The sequence below is a fragment of the Bellilinea sp. genome (assembly GCF_053501535.1).
In genome coordinates, this window is sequence record NZ_JBRCOK010000106.1 from 1 (window position 1) to 19,072 (window position 19,072).

Annotated in this window: 16 protein-coding genes; 5 read left to right on the forward strand and 11 right to left on the reverse strand. The window is 53.3% G+C overall.

Features of this window, described 5'->3' with window-relative positions:
• From ACWIZX_RS10310 to folD, 8 genes are all read right to left on the reverse strand, one after another.
• Window positions 1-209: hypothetical protein (locus ACWIZX_RS10310; RefSeq protein WP_448335701.1), on the reverse strand; the 209-nt coding region annotated here is incomplete at its 3' end.
• A gap of 331 nt (window positions 210-540) precedes the next feature.
• A complete protein-coding gene (arcC, locus tag ACWIZX_RS10315) occupies window positions 541-1,494 on the reverse strand; it encodes a carbamate kinase (protein ID WP_448335702.1) in 954 nt (317 codons plus the stop codon).
• A 37-nt stretch (window positions 1,495-1,531) separates the two neighbouring features.
• Window positions 1,532-2,512, reverse strand: a complete 981-nt coding sequence (locus tag ACWIZX_RS10320; protein ID WP_448335703.1) for an ornithine carbamoyltransferase — start codon at window positions 2,510-2,512, stop codon at window positions 1,532-1,534.
• A gap of 29 nt (window positions 2,513-2,541) precedes the next feature.
• Window positions 2,542-3,498 (reverse strand): aspartate carbamoyltransferase, encoded by a 957-nt coding sequence (gene pyrB, locus ACWIZX_RS10325; RefSeq protein ID WP_448335704.1) that lies wholly within the window; start codon window positions 3,496-3,498, stop codon window positions 2,542-2,544.
• Window positions 3,499-3,635: 137 nt separating this feature from the next.
• A complete protein-coding gene (locus ACWIZX_RS10330) occupies window positions 3,636-4,379 on the reverse strand; it encodes a GntR family transcriptional regulator (RefSeq protein WP_448335705.1) in 744 nt (247 codons plus the stop codon).
• A gap of 14 nt (window positions 4,380-4,393) precedes the next feature.
• Entirely contained in the window at window positions 4,394-6,187 is a 1,794-nt protein-coding gene (gene ade, locus ACWIZX_RS10335; protein ID WP_448335706.1) for an adenine deaminase, read from the reverse strand.
• Between the two features lie 52 nt (window positions 6,188-6,239).
• Window positions 6,240-7,628 carry an 8-oxoguanine deaminase gene (locus ACWIZX_RS10340; RefSeq protein ID WP_448335707.1) on the reverse strand — a complete coding sequence of 463 codons (1,389 nt, stop codon included), beginning with the start codon at window positions 7,626-7,628 and terminating at the stop codon, window positions 6,240-6,242.
• Window positions 7,629-7,746: 118 nt separating this feature from the next.
• Window positions 7,747-8,628 carry a bifunctional methylenetetrahydrofolate dehydrogenase/methenyltetrahydrofolate cyclohydrolase FolD gene (folD, locus tag ACWIZX_RS10345; protein WP_448335708.1) on the reverse strand — a complete coding sequence of 294 codons (882 nt, stop codon included), beginning with the start codon at window positions 8,626-8,628 and terminating at the stop codon, window positions 7,747-7,749.
• Between the two features lie 214 nt (window positions 8,629-8,842).
• On the opposite strand from folD, the gene ACWIZX_RS10350 reads away from it, so the two are divergent.
• From ACWIZX_RS10350 to ACWIZX_RS10365, 4 genes are all read left to right on the forward strand, one after another.
• A complete protein-coding gene (locus ACWIZX_RS10350; RefSeq protein ID WP_322793356.1) occupies window positions 8,843-10,174 on the forward strand; it encodes a UDP-glucose dehydrogenase family protein in 1,332 nt (443 codons plus the stop codon).
• Window positions 10,175-10,251: 77 nt separating this feature from the next.
• Window positions 10,252-11,040 (forward strand): DNA-methyltransferase, encoded by a 789-nt coding sequence (locus ACWIZX_RS10355; protein WP_448335709.1) that lies wholly within the window; start codon window positions 10,252-10,254, stop codon window positions 11,038-11,040.
• A gap of 139 nt (window positions 11,041-11,179) precedes the next feature.
• Entirely contained in the window at window positions 11,180-11,953 is a 774-nt protein-coding gene (locus tag ACWIZX_RS10360; protein WP_448335710.1) for a slipin family protein, read from the forward strand.
• A complete protein-coding gene (locus ACWIZX_RS10365) occupies window positions 11,950-12,627 on the forward strand; it encodes an orotidine 5'-phosphate decarboxylase / HUMPS family protein (RefSeq protein ID WP_322793353.1) in 678 nt (225 codons plus the stop codon). The genes ACWIZX_RS10360 and ACWIZX_RS10365 overlap by 4 nt, the downstream gene beginning before the upstream one ends.
• Window position 12,628: 1 nt before the next feature.
• Here ACWIZX_RS10365 and uvrA read toward each other — a convergent pair whose 3' ends face one another.
• Entirely contained in the window at window positions 12,629-15,544 is a 2,916-nt protein-coding gene (gene uvrA, locus ACWIZX_RS10370) for an excinuclease ABC subunit UvrA (RefSeq protein ID WP_448335711.1), read from the reverse strand.
• A gap of 206 nt (window positions 15,545-15,750) precedes the next feature.
• On the opposite strand from uvrA, the gene ACWIZX_RS10375 reads away from it, so the two are divergent.
• Window positions 15,751-17,088 (forward strand): MFS transporter, encoded by a 1,338-nt coding sequence (locus tag ACWIZX_RS10375; protein WP_448335712.1) that lies wholly within the window; start codon window positions 15,751-15,753, stop codon window positions 17,086-17,088.
• 117 nt (window positions 17,089-17,205) lie between these two features.
• Here ACWIZX_RS10375 and ACWIZX_RS10380 read toward each other — a convergent pair whose 3' ends face one another.
• Both ACWIZX_RS10380 and mce read right to left on the reverse strand, forming a co-directional pair.
• A complete protein-coding gene (locus ACWIZX_RS10380) occupies window positions 17,206-18,555 on the reverse strand; it encodes a ferredoxin reductase family protein (RefSeq protein WP_448335713.1) in 1,350 nt (449 codons plus the stop codon).
• 100 nt (window positions 18,556-18,655) lie between these two features.
• Window positions 18,656-19,066 (reverse strand): methylmalonyl-CoA epimerase, encoded by a 411-nt coding sequence (gene mce, locus ACWIZX_RS10385; RefSeq protein WP_322792212.1) that lies wholly within the window; start codon window positions 19,064-19,066, stop codon window positions 18,656-18,658.
• Window positions 19,067-19,072 lie beyond the last annotated feature (6 nt).

Consider the following 19,072-nt stretch of genomic DNA (forward strand, 5'->3'; position numbering starts at 1 on the left):
CCAACCAGCAGCATACCCAGAATGAATTCTTCTGGTTCAGCCGGCGGTTGGGTTGGCTGCGGTTCAGCCGGCGGCTGGGTGGGTTGTTGCGCCGGGGGTTGAGTAGGCTGGGGTGCCTGGGTCGGCGTTGCAGCCGGTTGGCAGGCGGAAACCAACAAGGTAAGCAGCAGCACGAAGCTCACTACAAACCAGATGCGTTTGGATTTCATTTTCTCCTCCATTGTGCAAACGAAAAGTGGGTAATTGAAAATTGGTAACCGGGTTTCAGGCTTTTTTAAACTCCTAATCTTCCGTCAACCTCCTTTCTGTACCTGTGGAACATGAACATCTGAGAAAGAATTGGACCGCCCCATTCAGGTCACCATTACGAGTCGGGGGGCAAACCCGTAATTACCCTATTATTTTACACGAAATGGATACCAGTAGAAGAAGAAACTCACTCCAAACGCCATTAACCGGTCAAAAAACAATTGGAATTTTGCTGAAGGTGAGTGGGGTGGGTCTGCCCGAATGGATCGGGCAGACCCGCTGATTCAAAAGTTACGGCACAATCCAGGTACCGGTTTCGCCTTTCAAAGCGCGGCCGATATTTTCCGGATTGGTGATCAAGGCTTGTTTACCGCCAGCCTCGAGGAACCAGATGATCGCCTGAATTTTTGGAGCCATCGAGCCTTTGGCAAAGTGGGTGCCTTCTGCCAGATACTGTTTGGCTTCCGCCAGCGTCATGCGGTCAATCCACTTCTGATCGGGTTTTCCAAAATTCAACGCCACCTTCTCAACTGCAGTGGAGATGATCATCAAATCGGCGTTTATTTGCCGTGCTAACAGGCTGCTGGCGTAATCCTTGTCAATCACCGCCGCCACGCCTTGCAGGTCGCCCTGTTCGTTGCGAATGACAGGAATGCCGCCACCGCCGACGGTGATCACCACCACGCCGGCATCCAGCAGGGTTTTAACCGCCGGCAGCTCAACTACTTCCTGTGGGATTGGGGAGGCAACCACCCGCCGCCAGCCGCGCCCGGCATCTTCCACCACATTCCAGCCCATTTCCTGCTGGCGGCGTTTGGCTTCGGCTTCATCCATGAAACCGCCAATCGGTTTGGTGGGATTTTGGAAGGCTTTGTCATTGGCATCCACACGCACCTGAGTAACCACCGTAGCAACGGTTTTTTCAATACCGCGCCGGCGCAGTTCGTTTTGCAGGTTTTGCTGTAACGCATACCCAATCGCACCTTGCGAATCGGCACCGCAAACATCCAGCGGAACCTCGTGCATCCCTTCTACTTTGGCGGCAATCTCGGAACGACGCAGAATGAAACCCACCTGCGGTCCATTGCCGTGTCCAATCGCCACATCCCAGCCTGCCTCAATCATATCAACGATATGATAGGCAGTTTCTTTGGCGGCCTGATACTGATCTTCTACCGATACTTTGGAGTTATCCTTGATCAGCGAATTACCGCCGATTGCCACAACAGCCAGCTTCTTTGCCATAGGTTCTACATTCTCCTCTCTCAAAATGATAATTTTTTTAGCCCATCGTCAGCGCCATCACCGCCATCTGGGCATGCATGCGGTTTTCGGCTTCATCATAAACCACCGACTGCGGTCCGTCCATGACCCCGTCGGTCACTTCGATATTGCGGTCAGCAGGCAGCGGGTGCATGTAAATGGCATCCTCTTTCGCCAGCGCCATCTTGCGCTCATCGGTAATCCAATGAGAGTATTTCTTGATGATCTCGGCACCTTCGTTGGCATCCGGGGTGTGCACCATAGCCCCCCACGATTTGGCATAGATGACATCGGCGTCCTTGAATGCTTCTTCCATGTCATCCACCACCTCAAAGCCGACCTTGTATTTACGCGCCTGTTCCTGCGCCATTTCCATCACTTCCGGCATCAGGCGGAATTCGGGCGGGTGCGCCAATACCACGTCCATCCCAAAGCGCGGCATCTGGACGATCAGCGATTGCGGTACTGACATCGGTTTTTGATACGAAGCAGCATAAGCCCACGAAACCACCATCTTCTTGCGGCGCAAATCACGGCCTTTCTTTTCCACAATGGTCATCAAGTCAGCCAGACACTGGAAGGGATGCCAGATGTCGCACTGCATGTTCAGCACCGGCACACGCGAGTATTTGGCCACTTCGCTGATGTACTTATTCCCAATTCCCCAATCCACATGGCGGATGGCAATCCCATCGAAATAACGGCCAAAAATCTCGCCAATTTCTTTGGGGGTATCCCCGTGTGCAATTTGGGTCGTGCGGCTTTCAATGAATGCAGCATGACCGCCAAGGTGCGCCATGCCGGCTTCAAATGATCCGCGCGTGCGGGTGCTGCTGAAAAAGAACAGCATCGCAAGCACTTTATCCCGCAGGTAAGCGGTGGATTCATTCAAAGCGCGTTTGCGCTTGAGATCGAATGCCACATCCAGCACGGTTTCGACTTCTTCTCTGGAGAAGTCGAGATCCCCAATCAGGTCGCGTCCGTGTAAAAAGGTTTGCATGTTTCCTCCAAATTCTTCTTTGGTAAGGCTTATTCCATCTTGCCCAATACCAGCGCGAGCAATGCCATGCGCATCACGACGCCGTTATAGGCCTCCTGCCAGTAGCGCGACCAGCGGGTAATATCCACATCGGTGGGGATTTCATCCATGCGCGGCAGCGAGTGCAGCAGAATCGCATCCGATTTGGCTTTGGTGGTCAGCAGTTCACGGGTGATCTTGTAGTTCGAGGGGGTCATGCCGACATCTTTGCCGGTGCGTTCATCGCGGGCTTTGGTGTAATCAGGCTGTACCACGGGTTCAACCAGAATCACATCCGCTTCGGCAATCGCCTGTTCAACGTGCTCCACCTCGCGGAAATTCAGGCTGTAGGATTTCAGCTCAGCCTTGAACTCCTCGGTCAGCGACATCTCCGGCGGAGAAACAAAGGTGATCGGGCAGTCAAACTGCGTCAGGGCATAACCCAGCGAGTGCATGGTGCGCATGCGCATATCGCCAACCGCCAGCCACTTCAAGCCATCAATGCGGCCTTTTTCCCGCAGCACAGTGTAGAGGTCGGTCAAAATCTGGGTGGGATGTTCACCCCAGCCGTCGCCACCGTTAATGATCGGCACGGAGGCCCACTTAGCCGCCTCATGCGGCGCTCCCTGCTGGAAGTGGCGCATGACGATCACATCGCCGTAGAATTCCAGCATTTTGACGGTATCTTTGATCGATTCCTGATACCAGTCACCGGCGCGGGTCATCTTGGCATCCGCAAAACCGGTCACATGCCCGCCAAGGCGGTGCATGGCGGCTTCGTGCGCCAGGCGGGTGCGGGTGCTGGGCTGGTAAAAAGCCGTCACCATGGTTTTATCTTTGCACAGTTCAATGTTTTTTCGCTCGCGGGCAATGTCTTCCATTTTCCGCGCAACTTCGAAGACATGGAAGAATTCCTGCCGTTCGAAGTCTTTCAAAGACAGAATGTCACGACCAGCAAAACTACGCATTGTGTTTACCTCCATTTATTTTTTTGAATTTATTCTTAAAATTGAACGTAACATACGGTTTTGTTCTCAATCATCCGGCTAAAACCGAAGTCGCAGCGATTGCAACGAACAGGGTTTTGAAATCACCTCCTCTTATTTCACACGTGATTTACAGGTTGACGGCTGGCTACACGCCGCACCAGGTGGAAACGAAAATAGCCGGGCAGGAAGTAACTGTGAGAGTAATCCACTACCCGACCGCCGTCGTCGTACAAATAGGCTTCAAACAGCAGCAAGGGGTCACCGCGTTGAATTTCAAGGGCTTTTGCAATCTCGGAGCTGGCCGAAGTGGCGTTGATTTCGGTGTAGGAATTCATCAGGTTCAAGTCACCGCGTTTCAACAGAAAATCCAGCACCGAGCCGGTAAAACCCTGTTCCAATTCCGTCGGTGAAAGCACATTTTCCGGCAGCAGGTCAATCAGATAGGCGACCGGTCGGTGTTCGGTTGTAATCACCCGTTCAACTTTGATGAGCGGTGTTCCCTTTTCCACATTCAGGTTCTCTGCCAAAATTGCATCCGCTTCAAGGCGGATAATCTTGACATCCCCCATGTAAACCTTAAGGTTGATTTTTTCTGCCAGACTTTCAATGCTCTGCAAAACTTCCAAACCGGTTTCAATCACCTGCACATGGCTGACCACAAACGTGCCAATCCCTTGCCGACGGCGGATCAGCCCCTGGCCTTCAAAAGCGCGCATCGCTTCCCGCAGGGTAGCGCGAGAAACCCCCAGCTGTTTGGCAAGCGCCGGTTCGGATGGCAGCCGTTCACCGGGCGGTGTTTTGGCAATAATTTCAGCCAGCTCGACCTGCAGTCTTTGAAATGGATGAACGATGGTATCCATTTTTCCCTCTCTTTTCAGGATTCGACGACCGGCAGGAAGCGGAATTGGGTTACATCCACCAGCCCGCGGTCGGAGATTCGCAGCGCTGGAATGACCACCAGCGCCAGCAAACTTAATTGCATATTCGGATTGTTCAACGGACAGCCACACGCCTTGAAGCCCTTCAGCACACTGTCGGCTTCAGCCGCCACCACTTCGGCAGGCTGGTTGGACATCAGACCGGCAATCGGCAGGTGAACTATACCGATGATTTGACCATCCTTGATCACGACCTGCCCGCCGCCCGCCTGTGCCAGATGATTGGCTGCCTGAGCCATCATCGCCTCATCCGTTCCAACCACAATCATGTGATGGCTGTCGTGAGCAACGGTGGTGGCAATCGCACATTTCTGGTCAAATCCGAAGCCTGATACCAGCCCTACCTGCACAACACCGCTGGCATGGTGCCGTTCAACCAGCGCAATCTTTGCAAGGTCAGCTTCGCCTGCCAGAGTCACTTTGCCATTGACGATCTGGACTTCACGTTTCAGGTGGCGGGTGGGCGCCTGATTTTCAATCACCCCGATGACGTTGGCAACCGCTTTTCCATTCTGTGGCTGTTGGACAATCAAATCAAAATCCTGCTCCGTGAGCGGGCGTTTCAGCCGAACGGAATGGGTTGCCCAGTCCGGGTAGGCATACCCCTTTAATTCAATCAGCAATTTGCCGCCGCTGGCAATGACTTTTCCTTTCGCAATCACCACATCGGCACGAAAATTGACCAAATCTTCGACGATGACAATATCGGCAAACCGGCCGGGAGCAATCATTCCCAAATCCCGGCTTACTCCAAAGTGAACCGCCGTGTTGATGGTCGCCATCTGAATTGCCTGCATCGGTTTCAAACCCTGTGCAATGGCATGGCGGAGGACGCGATCCATGTGGCCTTCCTGTACCAGCGTAGCCGAATGCGAGTCATCCGTGCAGAGGATGAAATGGCGTGGGTCTAACCCCAATTCCGTCACGGCTTTGACCTGGGCTGCCACATCATGCCAGGCCGAGCCATAACGCATCATCACCTTCATGCCCTGCCGAACACGCTGGATGGCATCCTCCAGCGTGGTGCCTTCATGGTCATCCTCCGGGCCGCCGGCCACATAACCGTGAAAGGGCAGACCCAAATCGGATGAGGCATAATGTCCTCCGATGACCTTATTGGCTTTGCGGGTTTCTTCCAGTTCAGCGTGGACGGTGGGATCACTGTTGAACACACCGGGAAAATTCATCATCTCGCCCAACCCGATAATGCCGTCCCACTGCATTGCCTCAGCAACTTCTTTGGGTCCGATGGCTGCCCCAGGGGTTTCAAGACCGGGCGCTGAGGGCACACAGGAGGGCATTTGAACGAATACATGGATGGGTTGATGGGCGGCCTCATCCGCCATCAGGCGCACCCCCTTCAGGCCAAACACATTGGCAATTTCGTGCGGGTCAACAAACATGCCGGTCGTGCCGCGCGGTGCCACAGCGCGGACAAATTCGGTCACGGTTAACATTCCCGATTCAACATGCATGTGAGCATCCAGCAAACCCGGGCAAAGGTAGCGGCCGTCCGCTTCAATAATCTGGGTATGATCACCAATCGTGTGTGCCGCTGAAGGCCCCACAAAGGCAATCCTGCCGTCCAAAACCGCAACATCCGTCGCCGGGATGATTTCCCCCGATTGGACACAGACCCACTTTCCGTTGCGAACAACCAGATCGGCCGGAATGCGTCCCATCGCGCAATCCACCAATTTGCGGGTGTTCTCAGCGGTTAACTGTTTCATTCTTTACCTCCGGTAAGAATGCAACCTGTCTCTCGAATGAAACAGGTTGCTGCTAACTGGATAATAAGCGTCTTGCCCGTTGATTGTGCACTTCAATCTGACGCATCAGATCAATCGTCTGCAATTCACCCTTGCGGACGATCAAACGACCGTGCACGACGGTGTAATCCACCGGGCGCGGCTGACAAAACACAATGGCCGCTACGGGATCATGGAGCGCACCTGCATAATCCAACCGGTTCAGGTTGATGGCAACAAAATCTGCGCATTTTCCGACTTCCAGCGAGCCGATGTCGCTGCGCCCCAAAACGGCCGCCCCGCCGCGGGTAGCCAGTTCCAGCGCCTGACGGGCGGTCATCAAAGGCGGCGCTGCTTCCTGGCTCAATGAAGCGCCTGCCAAACCTGCCCCCAAACGCGCCAGCAGCATGGCCTGACGCGCCTCAGCCAGCATGTGCGAGCCGTCGTTGGAAGCCGAGCCGTCCACACCCAAACCCACTTTTACGCCGGCTTGCAGGTAATTCATCACCGGTGCAATTCCCGAAGCCAAACGCATGTTCGAGGAAGGACAGTGAGCAACCCCGCACCCGCTATGAGAAAAGACCTGAATTTCTGTCGGGTTGACATGTACGGCGTGGGCGAACCAAACATCATTGCCCACCCATTCCAGCGCTTCCATGTAACCCACCGGCCGGTAGCCAAATTTCTGCTGGCAGAACACTTCTTCATCCTGTGTTTCCGCCAGATGAGTGTGCAAATGAACCCCATATTGGCGTGCCAGCCGCGCGCTTTCGCGCATCAACTCGCCGGTCACACTGAAGGGAGAACACGGCGCCAACACGATTTGCACCATTGAGCCGGGCTTTGGGTCATGATAGGACTGAATCAGTCGCTGCGAGTCGCGCAAGATGGCTTCCTCGCTGTCCACCACCGAGTCGGGCGGCAGGCCACCTTTGCTTTCCCCCAGGCTCATCGAACCGCGCGAGGCATGAATGCGCAGACCTAGCGGGCGGGCTGCCTCAATCTCGTCATCCAGCCGTGAGCCATTCGGGAAAAGGTACAGGTGATCCGAAGCAGTGGTGCATCCGGAAAGTGCCAGTTCTGCAAGCGCGGTTTGGGTGGAGATGAAAATATCTTCCGGCGTCATCCGCGCCCAAATTGGGTAGAGTGTTTTGAGCCAGTTGAACAGGTTGGCATCCTGAGCAACCGGTACCGCGCGGGTGAGAGTCTGATAAAAGTGGTGATGGGTGTTGATCAGACCGGGCATCACCACATGCCCGGAAAGATCCAGCACCTCATCGGCGGTTTGAGGCAGCTCATCACTTTTACCAACCTGCTCAATGAAGCCATTCCGGATGAAAAGACCTCCATCCGCAATCTCGCGGCGGAGGTCATCCATTGTAACCAGAACCGTAGCATTTTTGACGAGCAGAGTTTGCGTCATGGCAAATCCATTCTCGTTTTTGTCTCGCAGGTGGGAAATGTGGACTGATCAGACATCAGACATTCTCAGTTTAATGGATTTTAGCTGGCTTGTCAATTGTCAGACAACATGATTTTCGTCATAATTTATCCGCCAGCTCGGCCGCCCGCAGCGTATTTTGCAGCAGCATGGCAATCGTCATAGGGCCAACCCCGCCCGGCACAGGGGTGATGTGGCTGGCAACTTCTTTAACCTCATCAAAGGCAACATCCCCAACCAGACGTGAGCCTTTGGGATGGGTGGGGTCTTCGATGCGGTTGATACCCACGTCAATTACCACTGCGCCCGGTTTGACCCAGTCGCCGCGCACCATTTCTGCCTTGCCCACCGCGGCAATCAGCACATCCGCCTGACGAACCACCGCAGGCAGGTCACGGGTGCGTGAATGGCAGATGGTAACAGTGGCATCTTCGCGCACCAGCAGCAAGGCAACCGGCATGCCGACAATGTTGGAACGACCCAACACCACCGCATTGACGCCCCGCAGGGAAGGCAGTGTCTTTTTAAGCAGGTAAATACAGCCCGCCGGTGTGCACGGCACAAAGGCCGGTTCCCGTCCCTTTTGTGCCAGTCTGCCAATGTTGACCGGATGAAAACCATCTACATCTTTGTGAAGGCTGATGGTGTTCAAAACGGCTTCTTCATCCAGGCCGCCCGGCAGCGGCAGCTGCACCAGAATCCCATGAATGCGCGGGTCTTCGTTGCACTCCCGAACTACTTTCTCAACCTGCTCCTGGGTGGCATCGGCTGGCAGTTCAAACCCAAACGATTCGATGCCAACCTCTGCACAAGCCTTGCGTTTGGAACGAACATAAACATGGGAGGCTGGATTATCCCCCACCAGAACGGTTGCCAGCCCCGGCCTGGACTTTCCGGCAGCGATCCTTTCCTCAACCGTCCTTTTGACCTGCATCCGAACTTCTTCTGCAATCAACTTGCCGTCAATCAATGCAGCCGTCATTCTTCGCTCCTTTCTTTTTAAGGTGATTTATCGGCAGCCTGCGCCGTATTGACTCCTCGGTTGAGTTGTTCAGTTATCTGACAATGCTGGGATAATTCCATTATACCGATTTTTCCCAAAAAGACACCATCCTTCTGGCGAGTTGAAACGATTGATTTTGCATGAATAAGGTACTATCCGGTATAATTCATTCCAACAGGAGGATTGCGAACCCATGAGTAAAATTTGTGTCATTGGAACCGGTTACGTCGGGCTGGTAACCGGAACATGCTTTGCCGACCTTGGCAATGAAGTGCGCTGTCTGGATATTGACAATCAACGCATTGAAAAACTAAAACAAGGTATCATGCCGATTTATGAACCCGGCCTGGAACAACTGGTCAGCCAGAATGTCAAAGCCGGGCGTTTGATTTTTACCACCGATTATGAACAAGGCCTGGAAGATGCCGAATTTGCCTTCATCGCCGTCGGCACTCCATCGGGTGTGGATGGCGAGGCCGATCTGCAATACGTTCGGGCAGCGGCTGAAAAAATTGCCGATCTCGTGGATCATCCGATTATCGTCGTTAACAAATCCACCGTACCGGTCGGCACAGGCGACTGGGTATCCGATATCATCCGCAAACGCCGCGCCGGCAAGCCGCTGGATTTTGATGTGGTTTCGAACCCCGAATTTCTTCGGGAAGGCTCGGCAATCAACGACTTCATGTATCCCGACCGGATTGTATTGGGATCGGTCAACCGCGATGCAGCCTCCAAAGTGGCGCAACTTTATCTGAGCCTGCGCTGCCCGATCATGATTACGGACCTGCGCACTGCCGAAATGATTAAATACGCCTCAAATGCCTTCCTGGCAACCAAAATTTCCTTTATCAACGAAATGGCAAATATTTGCGAAGAACTGGGCGCGGATGTGCGTCAGGTGGCGCAGGGTATGGGCATGGATAAACGGATTGGCAATGCCTTCCTGGATGCCGGTTTGGGATGGGGTGGCTCCTGCTTCCCCAAAGACGTGAAAGCCTTAGCCCACATGGCTGTACTGCATGGCACCAATCCGCAGCTTTTACAGGCTGTCATGGATATCAACCGTAATCAGCGCCGCAGGGTTGTATTGCGCCTGCGCAAAGCCCTCGGTTCGCTGGACGAGAAAGTCATCGGCGTTTTGGGTCTTTCCTTCAAACCCAACACCGATGATATCCGCGAAGCCCCCGCCCTCGAAGTAATTCATCTGCTGCAGGTTGAAGGCGCAATCGTTAAAGCCTATGACCCACAGGCAATGGACGCCGCCCGCACCATGCTGCCGAAGGTGCATTTATGCGGCAATCCCTACGAAGTAGCCGAAGGCGCCGATGCGCTGGTTTTGGCCACCGAATGGAATGAATTTAAGCAGCTCGATTTCGAACGAATTGCCGGGCTGATGCGAAATAAATTGATCATGGATGGACGCAATCTCTGGGATCCGGAACGACTGCGTCAGTATGGCTTTACGTATTATGGTATTGGGCGACCCTCACTCAACGGCAACGACCTGAGTGGCTGCCCCTGAAAATTCTCCATCCGCCACAAAAGCCGGGCACCTCTTAATCAGGTGCCCGGTATGTTCAAAAGCATGAATTAAATGGGGTGAGTGGAATTTTGCCAACCGCGTGGTTGAACCGGGTCTTCAATCAGGATGCCCTCGAGGGCATCCCTCAACTGCCAGATGAGAGCATTGATCTGGTCATTGCCGACCCACCTTATGGATTGGGCAAAGACTACGGCAATGATTCGGACCGCCGCCACCCTGATGACCTGCTCAAATGGACCTGCCGTTGGATTGAACTGGTGCTGCCAAAACTGAAACCAAGCGGCAGCCTGTATATTTTCACCACATGGCGATACAGCCCGGAAATATTCCTTTACCTTAAGCAGCGCATGATCATGGTCAATGAGATCATCTGGGATCGCAAGGTACCCAGCATGGGTGGAACGACCCGCCGGTTTACCTCGGTACACGACACAATTGGTTTTTTTGCCAAGACCAATCAGTATTATTTTGATCTTGATTCCGTGCGCATCCCTTACGACCCACAAACCAAAAAGGCGCGTTCGCGCTCGATCTTTGTGGGAAAAAAGTGGCTGGAAATAGGCTACAACCCCAAAGATGTCTGGTCGGTAAGCCGCTTGCATCGCATTCACAGTGAGCGGGAAAACCACCCAACCCAAAAACCCCTCGAAATCATCGAACGCATGGTCAAAGCCTCCTGTCCGCCCGGCGGGGTGGTTCTGGATCCCTTTGCGGGTTCGGGAACCACCATCGCTGCCTGCCTGCTGAATCAACGAAATTACATCGCTTTTGAAATCAACCCCGATTATTACCAGATCATTCTCAAACGCATTGAAAAAATCAACCACGGCGAATCTGAATGGTAAAAGACGGGCAAAAAAAGCATATAGCGAGTTCATCACTCTTAACCCGTTCTTAACAGTTTTTGAGAAACGGGGATTCTTAAATTTACGTATAAATGTATTGAGAAAAAATTCAATTTTTATCTCAAAAAAGGAGCATGCCATGGATCAACTCTTCAGCTTGTTAGCCTGTCTGGTCCCCCTCTTTTTTGTTCTGATCTTCCTGTTCTTTTCCGCCATCAAGCAGCTTTACCAGTACGAACGCGGTGTGGTATTCACTTTGGGAAAATTCACCGGTACGCGCAACCCCGGCATTACCCTGATTCTGCCGGTAATTCAAAACATGCGCAAGGTGGACATGCGCATCAAAACAGCCGATGTGCCCCGTCAGGAAGTGATGACCAAAGACAACATCCCCATGCTGGTCAATGCAGTGGTGTACTTCAAAGTGGTGCGTCCGGAAGACGTGGTCATCAAGATTGAAGACCATGTGTATGCCATCCGCCAGTACACTCAGGCAGCCCTGCGTGATGTAATCGGCAATCATGAACTGGATTTTGTGCTCAGCGAACGCGAAAAGATTGCCAACAGCATCAAAGAAATTGTGGATGCCGAAACCAGCGGATGGGGCGTGGATGTGGAAAGCATCAAGATTCAGGAAATTGAACTGCCGGCTGAGATGAAACGCGCCATGGCAAAGCAGGCCGAAGCCGAGCGCGAACGCCGCGCGATGATCATTGCCTCGCAGGGTGAACTTTCAGCCGCTGAAAATCTGCGACAGGCCGCCGAAACCCTCGCCCAATCTGCCGGTGCTTTGCATTTGCGAACGCTGCAAACCATCCGCGATATTGCCGCTGACCCCTCTGAAAAAATTGTCCTCTTTGTTCCCTCCGATATCAACAACACCCTCAGCACCATCATGGGCAAGAAAGAATGAGCCGCAGCCTTCTTGATACCAAAACCCGCTACCTGCAGCTCGCTTTCAATTACGACCTCGCCCTGGCAAAGCAAATTATCCCCTCGTTACCGCAAAACGAGCGTATTTTCATCGAGGCCGGTACCCCCTATATCAAATACGAAGGAATGCGCGGCGTCCGCGAAATGCGCCGATTGTGGAAAGGTCAAATTGTGGCAGACCTGAAAATCAGCGATGGCGGGCGGCAGGAAGTGGAAATGGCCCATGATGCCGGGGCAACTGCGGTCACCGCTCTCGGCAGTTCTCCGGTTGAAACACTTGACCGCTTCGTTATCCGTTGCGCCGAGTTGAGCGTGATTTCGATGGTGGATATGCTGGGTGTGGAAGACCCGCTGGAAAAAATCATGCGCATGCGCCGTCCCCCCGATGTGGTCATACTGCACCGCGGTCGTGACGAAGAAAGCACCCGCGGCAAGGTCATCCAATACCGCCATGTTAATCGGCTGCGCAGTAAATTTGATGTGGTCATTTCAGCCGCCGGCGGGGTGGATTTACGCGAAGCACGCAGTGCCATTTTCAACGGCGCGAATATCGTGGTAGTCAATCTGGTCAAACCCGGCGATGAATGGCAGGGCATCCCCACCGATCAGGATGTGCCTGCCATTGCTGCCGAATTTCTGGCAACCATCGAATAAATCAGCGCCCGTTGTCCTTGCAATTGTGCAGGTGATGCAGCGATAGATATTCGCGCAAGTACTGACCGGTATACGAACCGGGGAAACCGCAAATTTGCTCCGGTGTTCCTTCGGCTACCAGCATTCCACCCCGGTCTCCGCCTTCGGGACCAAGGTCAATGATGTAATCCGCCACTTTGATGATGTCCATATTGTGTTCAATGATCAAGACCGAATTGCCGGCATCCACCAGGCGTTGTAACACCTCGATCAACTTGTGAACATCGGCGGCATGCAGCCCCACCGAAGGTTCATCCAGCACATACAGCGTCCTCCCCGTTGCCCGCCGCGAAAGTTCGCGGGATAATTTGACGCGCTGCGCTTCACCGCCGGAAAGGGTTGTTGCCGGCTGACCGATGCGGATGTAGCCCAAACCCACATCCTCCAGTGTGCGCAGTTTGTTGACAATCGCCGGGAAGGCCGAGAAGAAATCCAGGGCTTCGCTGACGGTCAAATCCAACACTTCGGCAATATTTTTCCCCTTGAAGCGCACCTGCAACGTTTCGCGGTTGAAACGTGCCCCATGGCAGACATCACACGGAACGTAAACATCCGGCAGGAACTGCATTTCAATGCGTAGCTGCCCCTGCCCCTGGCAGGCCTCGCAACGCCCGCCATGCACATTGAAGGAAAACCGCCCGGCTTTGTAGCCACGCAGTTTACTTTCGGGGAGTTCGGCAAACAACTTGCGAATTTCATCAAACAGGCCGGTATACGTACCGGGATTAGAGCGCGGCGTCCGCCCGATCGGCGATTGGTCAATGTTGATAATTTTGTCGAGATGTTCCAGGCCTTCGATGCGTTCATATTCTCCCGGCTGAGTGTGGGCGCCATTCAAATCACGGGCAAGCGCATTGTAGAGCACATCTACCATGAGAGTGGATTTTCCGGAGCCGGAAACGCCGGTGATGCACACCAGTTTTCCCAGCGGTATGCTGACATCCAGATTTTTCAGATTGTTTGCCCGCGCGCCAACGATACGCAAGGTTTTACCGTTGCCATTCCGGCGTTTGGGCGGCAGCGGCACCTGCTGGCGGCCAGAGAGGTATGCACCCGTCAGCGATTTTGGGTTTTCCAGAATCATTTGCGGGGTACCTTCTGCAACAATATAACCGCCGTGTTCTCCCGCACCCGGCCCAAGGTCAATTACCCAGTCCGCCGAACGAATGGTTTCCTCATCATGTTCCACGACCAGAACGGTGTTCCCCAGATCGCGCAGTCCCTTGAGGGTGGCCAGCAAGCGGTTGTTATCGCGCGGGTGCAGCCCAATGGATGGTTCATCCAGCACGTACAACACCCCCATCAGCCGGGAACCAATTTGGGTGGCAAGCCGGATGCGCTGGGCCTCCCCGCCTGAAAGGGTGCTTGCCGATCGGTTGAGGGTCAGATAATCCAGACCCACATCCACCAGAAAACCCAGCCGCGCTTCAATCTCTTTCAGTACCCGGCCGGCAATTGCCTGATCGCGCGCCGAGAGGGGCGTTTGAGGGCCGTTCAGGCGTCGTACCCACTCTAAGGTACGGTTAACCGGCCAGGAAGTTACCTCGACGATATTGAAGTTATCCACAGTGACTGCCAGCGCTTCAGGTCGTAAGCGGCTACCCTGACAGGTCGGGCAGGGGCGGTCGCTCATAAACTCGGTGATTTTATTGCGGATATATTCCGAAGAAGTTTCCCGAAAGCGTCGTTCCAGATTGGGAATGACCCCTTCGAAGGCAGTTTGATACGAGGATTGCCGGTCGTTACGGCCATGAAAGTGAATGCGGATTTCCTCCCCCCCTGTTCCGTAAAGGATTTTATCCAGTTTTTCCCTGGGGATGGATTTGACCGGAGCGTTCAGGTCAATGTGATACCGCGCCGCAACCGCTTCGACCATTTGCCAGTAATACCCGCCCTGATCACGCGGACCGTTCCATTCCAGTGCAATGATTGCCCCATCATTCAGCGAGCGTTCCTTATCTGGAATCAGCAAGTCCGGGTCAATTTCCAGTTTACTGCCCAACCCCTGACAGTCGGGGCAGGCGCCGTGCGGGGTATTGAAAGAAAAAGTGCGCGGTTCGATCTCCGGCAGAGAAACACCGTGCTCCGGGCAGGCTAGATGCTCCGAGAAGAACAAATCCTGCCCAGGATCGGTGGAGAGATTTTGAACGATCAGGTAGCCTTCACCCACCTTCAGGGCAGTTTCCACCGAGTCGGTCAACCGCGAGCGGGCAGCCTGTTCCTCTTCGGCATTTTCCGCTTTGCTCAGCACCAGACGGTCAACCACAGCCTCAATGTTGTGTATTTTGTAACGGTCAAGCGTAATTTCCTCATCCAGTGAATAAACAGTGCCGTCCACCCTCACCCGCACAAAACCGGCTTTGCGGATTTCATCAAAGACCGCCTGATAGGTACCTTTCCTGCCGCGTACAATTGGGGCAAGGATCAAAATCCTTGTCCCTTCCGGCATTCTTTCAATGGCGTCCACAATTTCCTGTGCTGATTGGCGCACCACCTCCCGTCCGCACACCGGGCAATGGGGAATGCCGACCCGGGCAAATAACAAACGGAGATAGTCATACACTTCGGTAACCGTCCCAACGGTTGAACGCGGATTACGCGAAGTGGCTTTTTGATCAATGGAAACAGCCGGTGAGAGCCCCTCAATCGAATCAACATCCGGCTTCTCCATTTGCCCTAAAAACTGACGCGCATACGCCGAGAGCGACTCGACATAACGGCGCTGTCCCTCGGCAAATATCGTATCGAAGGCCAGCGAACTTTTACCCGACCCCGAAAGACCGGTAATCACCACCAGTTGATCGCGGGGAATTTCAACGGTGATATTTTTTAAGTTGTGCTCGCGAGCACCGACTACCCGAATAACATTTTGGGTCATGGCTGAAAACCTTTTTTAGAAACTATATTCTATTATAACATGCCTTTCGGGCATGAAAGCAATTTTGAATCAGGCAATCCATAATTTTACCGCAAAACAAAACTGCCCCGTCATTGTTAATAACTCTTAACCTCTTTTTCGCCCATTGATTACAGCCTCTATGTATAATCTTTTCATTCCGAGAAATTATTTTGGAGAGAAAAATTATGGAAGAACAAAAACGCAAGCGCGCAATTTGGGCATGGACGATGTACGATTGGGCAAATTCGGCTTTTGCCACCACCATGATGGCAGCTGTGCTGCCCGTTTATTACACTTCAGTGGCGGCCGCCAACCTCCCGCCCAACATTGCTACCGCTTACTGGGGCTTTACCACTTCCATATCTGCCCTGATCGCCGCATTAATCAGCCCAATCCTCGGCGCAATGGCCGATTTCAGAGGCGCTAAAAAACGCTTTCTGACCATTTTTATGATGCTGGGCGTAACCGGCACCGCCCTGCTTTACTTTGTCCGCACCGGAGACTGGCTGCTGGGTTCGCTCTTCTTTATTTTGGGAAACATCGGCTTTGCCGGCAGTCTGGTTTACTACGACGCTTTACTGCCCCATGTGGCCAGACCTGAGGAGCTGGATCAGGTTTCCTCACGCGGTTACGCCATGGGCTATATCGGCGGGGGTGTACTGCTGGCAATCAACCTGGCGATGATACTGATTGTGCCCGGTTTCTTTCCGCCCGAACAGGAAGCCGAAATTACCCAACTGATGACCAGAATGGCATTTTTAACGGTTGCGGTGTGGTGGTTTATCTTCACCCTGCCCCTGCTGCGTCATGTTTCGGAGCCCAAACGGCGCATTCTACCGGGCGAAGAAAAATTCAACCCGATTCAAGCCAGCTTCAGCCGCTTAGGCACCACCTTCAAAGAAATCCGCAATTACCGCGATCTCTCCATTTTCCTGCTGGCTTTCTGGATCTACGCCAACGGAATCGGCACTATCATTACCATGGCTACCGCCTATGGTAACGAAATTGGCATCGGACAGACTACCCTGATCGGCACCTTGTTGATGGTCCAGTTCCTGGCTGCCCCGTTTGCCATCCTGTTCGGCCGGCTTGCCAAACGAATTGGGCCAAAAAAGGCAATTTATCTCAGCCTGTCGGTTTACACCCTGATCTCCATCATGGGCTATTTTCTGCAATTTGAGTGGCAGTTCTGGGCATTGGGTGCCATGGTTGCCACGGTGCAGGGTGGCAGTCAGGCGCTCAGCCGTTCGGTGATGGGGCGCATGATCCCCAAAAGCAAATCGGCTGAGTTTTTCGGTTTTTTCAGCGTGTTTGAAAAGTTTGCCAACATCGCCGGGCCGTTCTTGTTTGGTGTGGTCTCCACTCTGACCGGGGCCAGCCGCTTGAGCATTGTTTCATTGATTTTCTTCTTTGCCATTGGCATGGCACTGCTCAGCCGGGTGAATATCGAACGCGGTATGAAAGTAGCCGAACAAGAAGAGCAAACCCTGATCGATCAGGAGGCTCTCACTCAAACCGCATAGGTTTCATCCCCACAATCCGCTTTGTACGGCTGCAAACCACAGAGCAACCAGCAAAATCACTATGCCGATGGAGATGGTCAGTGCAGTAATCAAACGGCTGCGCATGCCTCCCTCCTCCTACACCAGATCAAACCGTTCGGAGTGAACATCGCCGGAAAAGAAACCCATTTTAGCCAGGCTATCCTCAACGGAGTTCATCATGGGCAGCGGCCCGCACACAAAAATTTCTATGCGGTCTTTCCGGCGCTCCAGCGGCAACCAGCGCTCAAGCACCTTACGGGTGATATAGCCCGTTTCACCCTCCCAGCCGGGGGGAGGATTCTCCAAAACATAAACCACCCTCAAATTCAAACGATTCTTCAATTCCTCAATTTCTTCGATGAGGGTTAAACTTTCCAGGTCTCTGCCGCCGTAAATCAAGAGCAACGGGCGCTGATCATTGCGCTGCGCCAGGGTATGCAGCATGCTCACCATTGGCGTGATTCCCACACCGCCGGCAATGAATACAAACTCTTTTGCGTCAGGGTGACGATCAATGCTGAATGCACCATAAGGGCCGTCCACGTAAACCTTATCACCGGGTTTTAACTCTTTAATCCTTTGGGTAAAGTCTCCCAATTCCTTAATCGTAAACCGCACACTCCCATCCGAAGCCGGCACTGAGGAAAAGGAAAAGGGATGCTCGGCGTCCTTAAAAGGTGAGTTGAAAGCGGTAATCCATGCAAATTGACCCGGATGAAACTGCAGCCCGGCATGACCGTCGGGTTCCAGCACCAGCGACCAGCTGCCGCCGCGTTCCGCTTTGACCTCCCGCACCCGATAGGGAGTGCGCAGCAATTGCCATGGCTTCCAAACCCGGGTGTAAAACAGCAATCCTACAAAGAAAATCGAATAGCCCGCCCAGAGCAGCCGCTTCCACGGCTCATTGATATACCAGTTGACCCCCAGCACATGCAGCATGGCAAAGGCTACTGCGGCGGTTGCCAGCACGCCATGCCAGATTCGCCAGCGGGTATATTCAATTTTTAGCGGCTTACGCCACAAAGCCATCACAATCAATCCGGAAAGAGCCAGCAGGGATGTGACCGCAAAACGGGCACGCCAGGGGGTATCTGGCGAGAAGATATTCAAAATGCTGACCGGATGAATTTGTGGAATGAAAAGCAAAATGGGATGTACCAGAATGAGGACAAAAGCAAGGATCGAAATCTGGCGGTGAAAGTGATACACCACATCCGCGCCATAGGGGGCCTTGATTGTTTTGAAGCGGGCTGTCAGCGCAAATTGCAACGCCATCATCGCCAGCCCCACAAAACCCAACGCTACCGAAAACTCGCGGATGAACTCGCGGCCCGGCGGTCGGGGCGGCAGGAACATCACCAACACCGGTAAAAGTGTCAGAAACAGGTATACCAGAACCCAGAAGATCCCCTGAAAAATTCGATTGAGCCTGTGGTTGATCATCATTGCCCTCAAATCTCCCCTAATCATAACATACGCCCCGCCGGTGCGCTGTACCGGCAGGGCGTTTTTGTACAAAGCTAATTATGTGCAGATAAATGATACGCTATGGAGCAGTTATTTCATACAACTCGACCAGCACACCCCCGCTGCTCTTCGGATGGATAAACGCCATTTTTCGCCCCGGCAGTTCCAGCGGAGTTTCATTAATCAAGCGCACTCCTTTGGCTTTTAAGTCTGTCAGCATCCCTTCAATGTCTTCCACCTCAAAGCACAGGTGGTGCATTCCACCCCCGCGTTCGGCAAGGAATTTTGCCACACCGGTATCTTCACTGGTGGGGCGCACCAGCTCTACTTCGCTTTCGCCAACCGGAATGAACACAACCGTCGCTTTTTGACTGGGTACATCTTCAACATGATCCACTTTCAGACCCAACGCATCCCGCCAGAAAGCTAATGAAGCGTCCACATCCGAAACCGCAATTGCCACATGATTGATTTTTTTGATTTTCGCCATTTTTCA

Coding starts and splice junctions, on each gene's coding strand:
- folD (WP_448335708.1), bottom strand. CDS start 8,628: ATGACGGCTGCATTGATTGACGGCAAGTTGATTGCAGAAGAAGTTCGG.
- uvrA (WP_448335711.1), bottom strand. CDS start 15,544: ATGACCCAAAATGTTATTCGGGTAGTCGGTGCTCGCGAGCACAACTTA.
- ACWIZX_RS10340 (WP_448335707.1), bottom strand. CDS start 7,628: ATGACGCAAACTCTGCTCGTCAAAAATGCTACGGTTCTGGTTACAATG.
- ACWIZX_RS10320 (WP_448335703.1), bottom strand. CDS start 2,512: ATGCAAACCTTTTTACACGGACGCGACCTGATTGGGGATCTCGACTTC.
- ACWIZX_RS10360 (WP_448335710.1), top strand. CDS start 11,180: ATGGATCAACTCTTCAGCTTGTTAGCCTGTCTGGTCCCCCTCTTTTTT.
- mce (WP_322792212.1), bottom strand. CDS start 19,066: ATGGCGAAAATCAAAAAAATCAATCATGTGGCAATTGCGGTTTCGGAT.
- ACWIZX_RS10380 (WP_448335713.1), bottom strand. CDS start 18,555: ATGATGATCAACCACAGGCTCAATCGAATTTTTCAGGGGATCTTCTGG.
- arcC (WP_448335702.1), bottom strand. CDS start 1,494: ATGGCAAAGAAGCTGGCTGTTGTGGCAATCGGCGGTAATTCGCTGATC.
- ACWIZX_RS10350 (WP_322793356.1), top strand. CDS start 8,843: ATGAGTAAAATTTGTGTCATTGGAACCGGTTACGTCGGGCTGGTAACC.
- ACWIZX_RS10375 (WP_448335712.1), top strand. CDS start 15,751: ATGGAAGAACAAAAACGCAAGCGCGCAATTTGGGCATGGACGATGTAC.
- ade (WP_448335706.1), bottom strand. CDS start 6,187: ATGAAACAGTTAACCGCTGAGAACACCCGCAAATTGGTGGATTGCGCG.
- ACWIZX_RS10365 (WP_322793353.1), top strand. CDS start 11,950: ATGAGCCGCAGCCTTCTTGATACCAAAACCCGCTACCTGCAGCTCGCT.
- pyrB (WP_448335704.1), bottom strand. CDS start 3,498: ATGCGTAGTTTTGCTGGTCGTGACATTCTGTCTTTGAAAGACTTCGAA.
- ACWIZX_RS10330 (WP_448335705.1), bottom strand. CDS start 4,379: ATGGATACCATCGTTCATCCATTTCAAAGACTGCAGGTCGAGCTGGCT.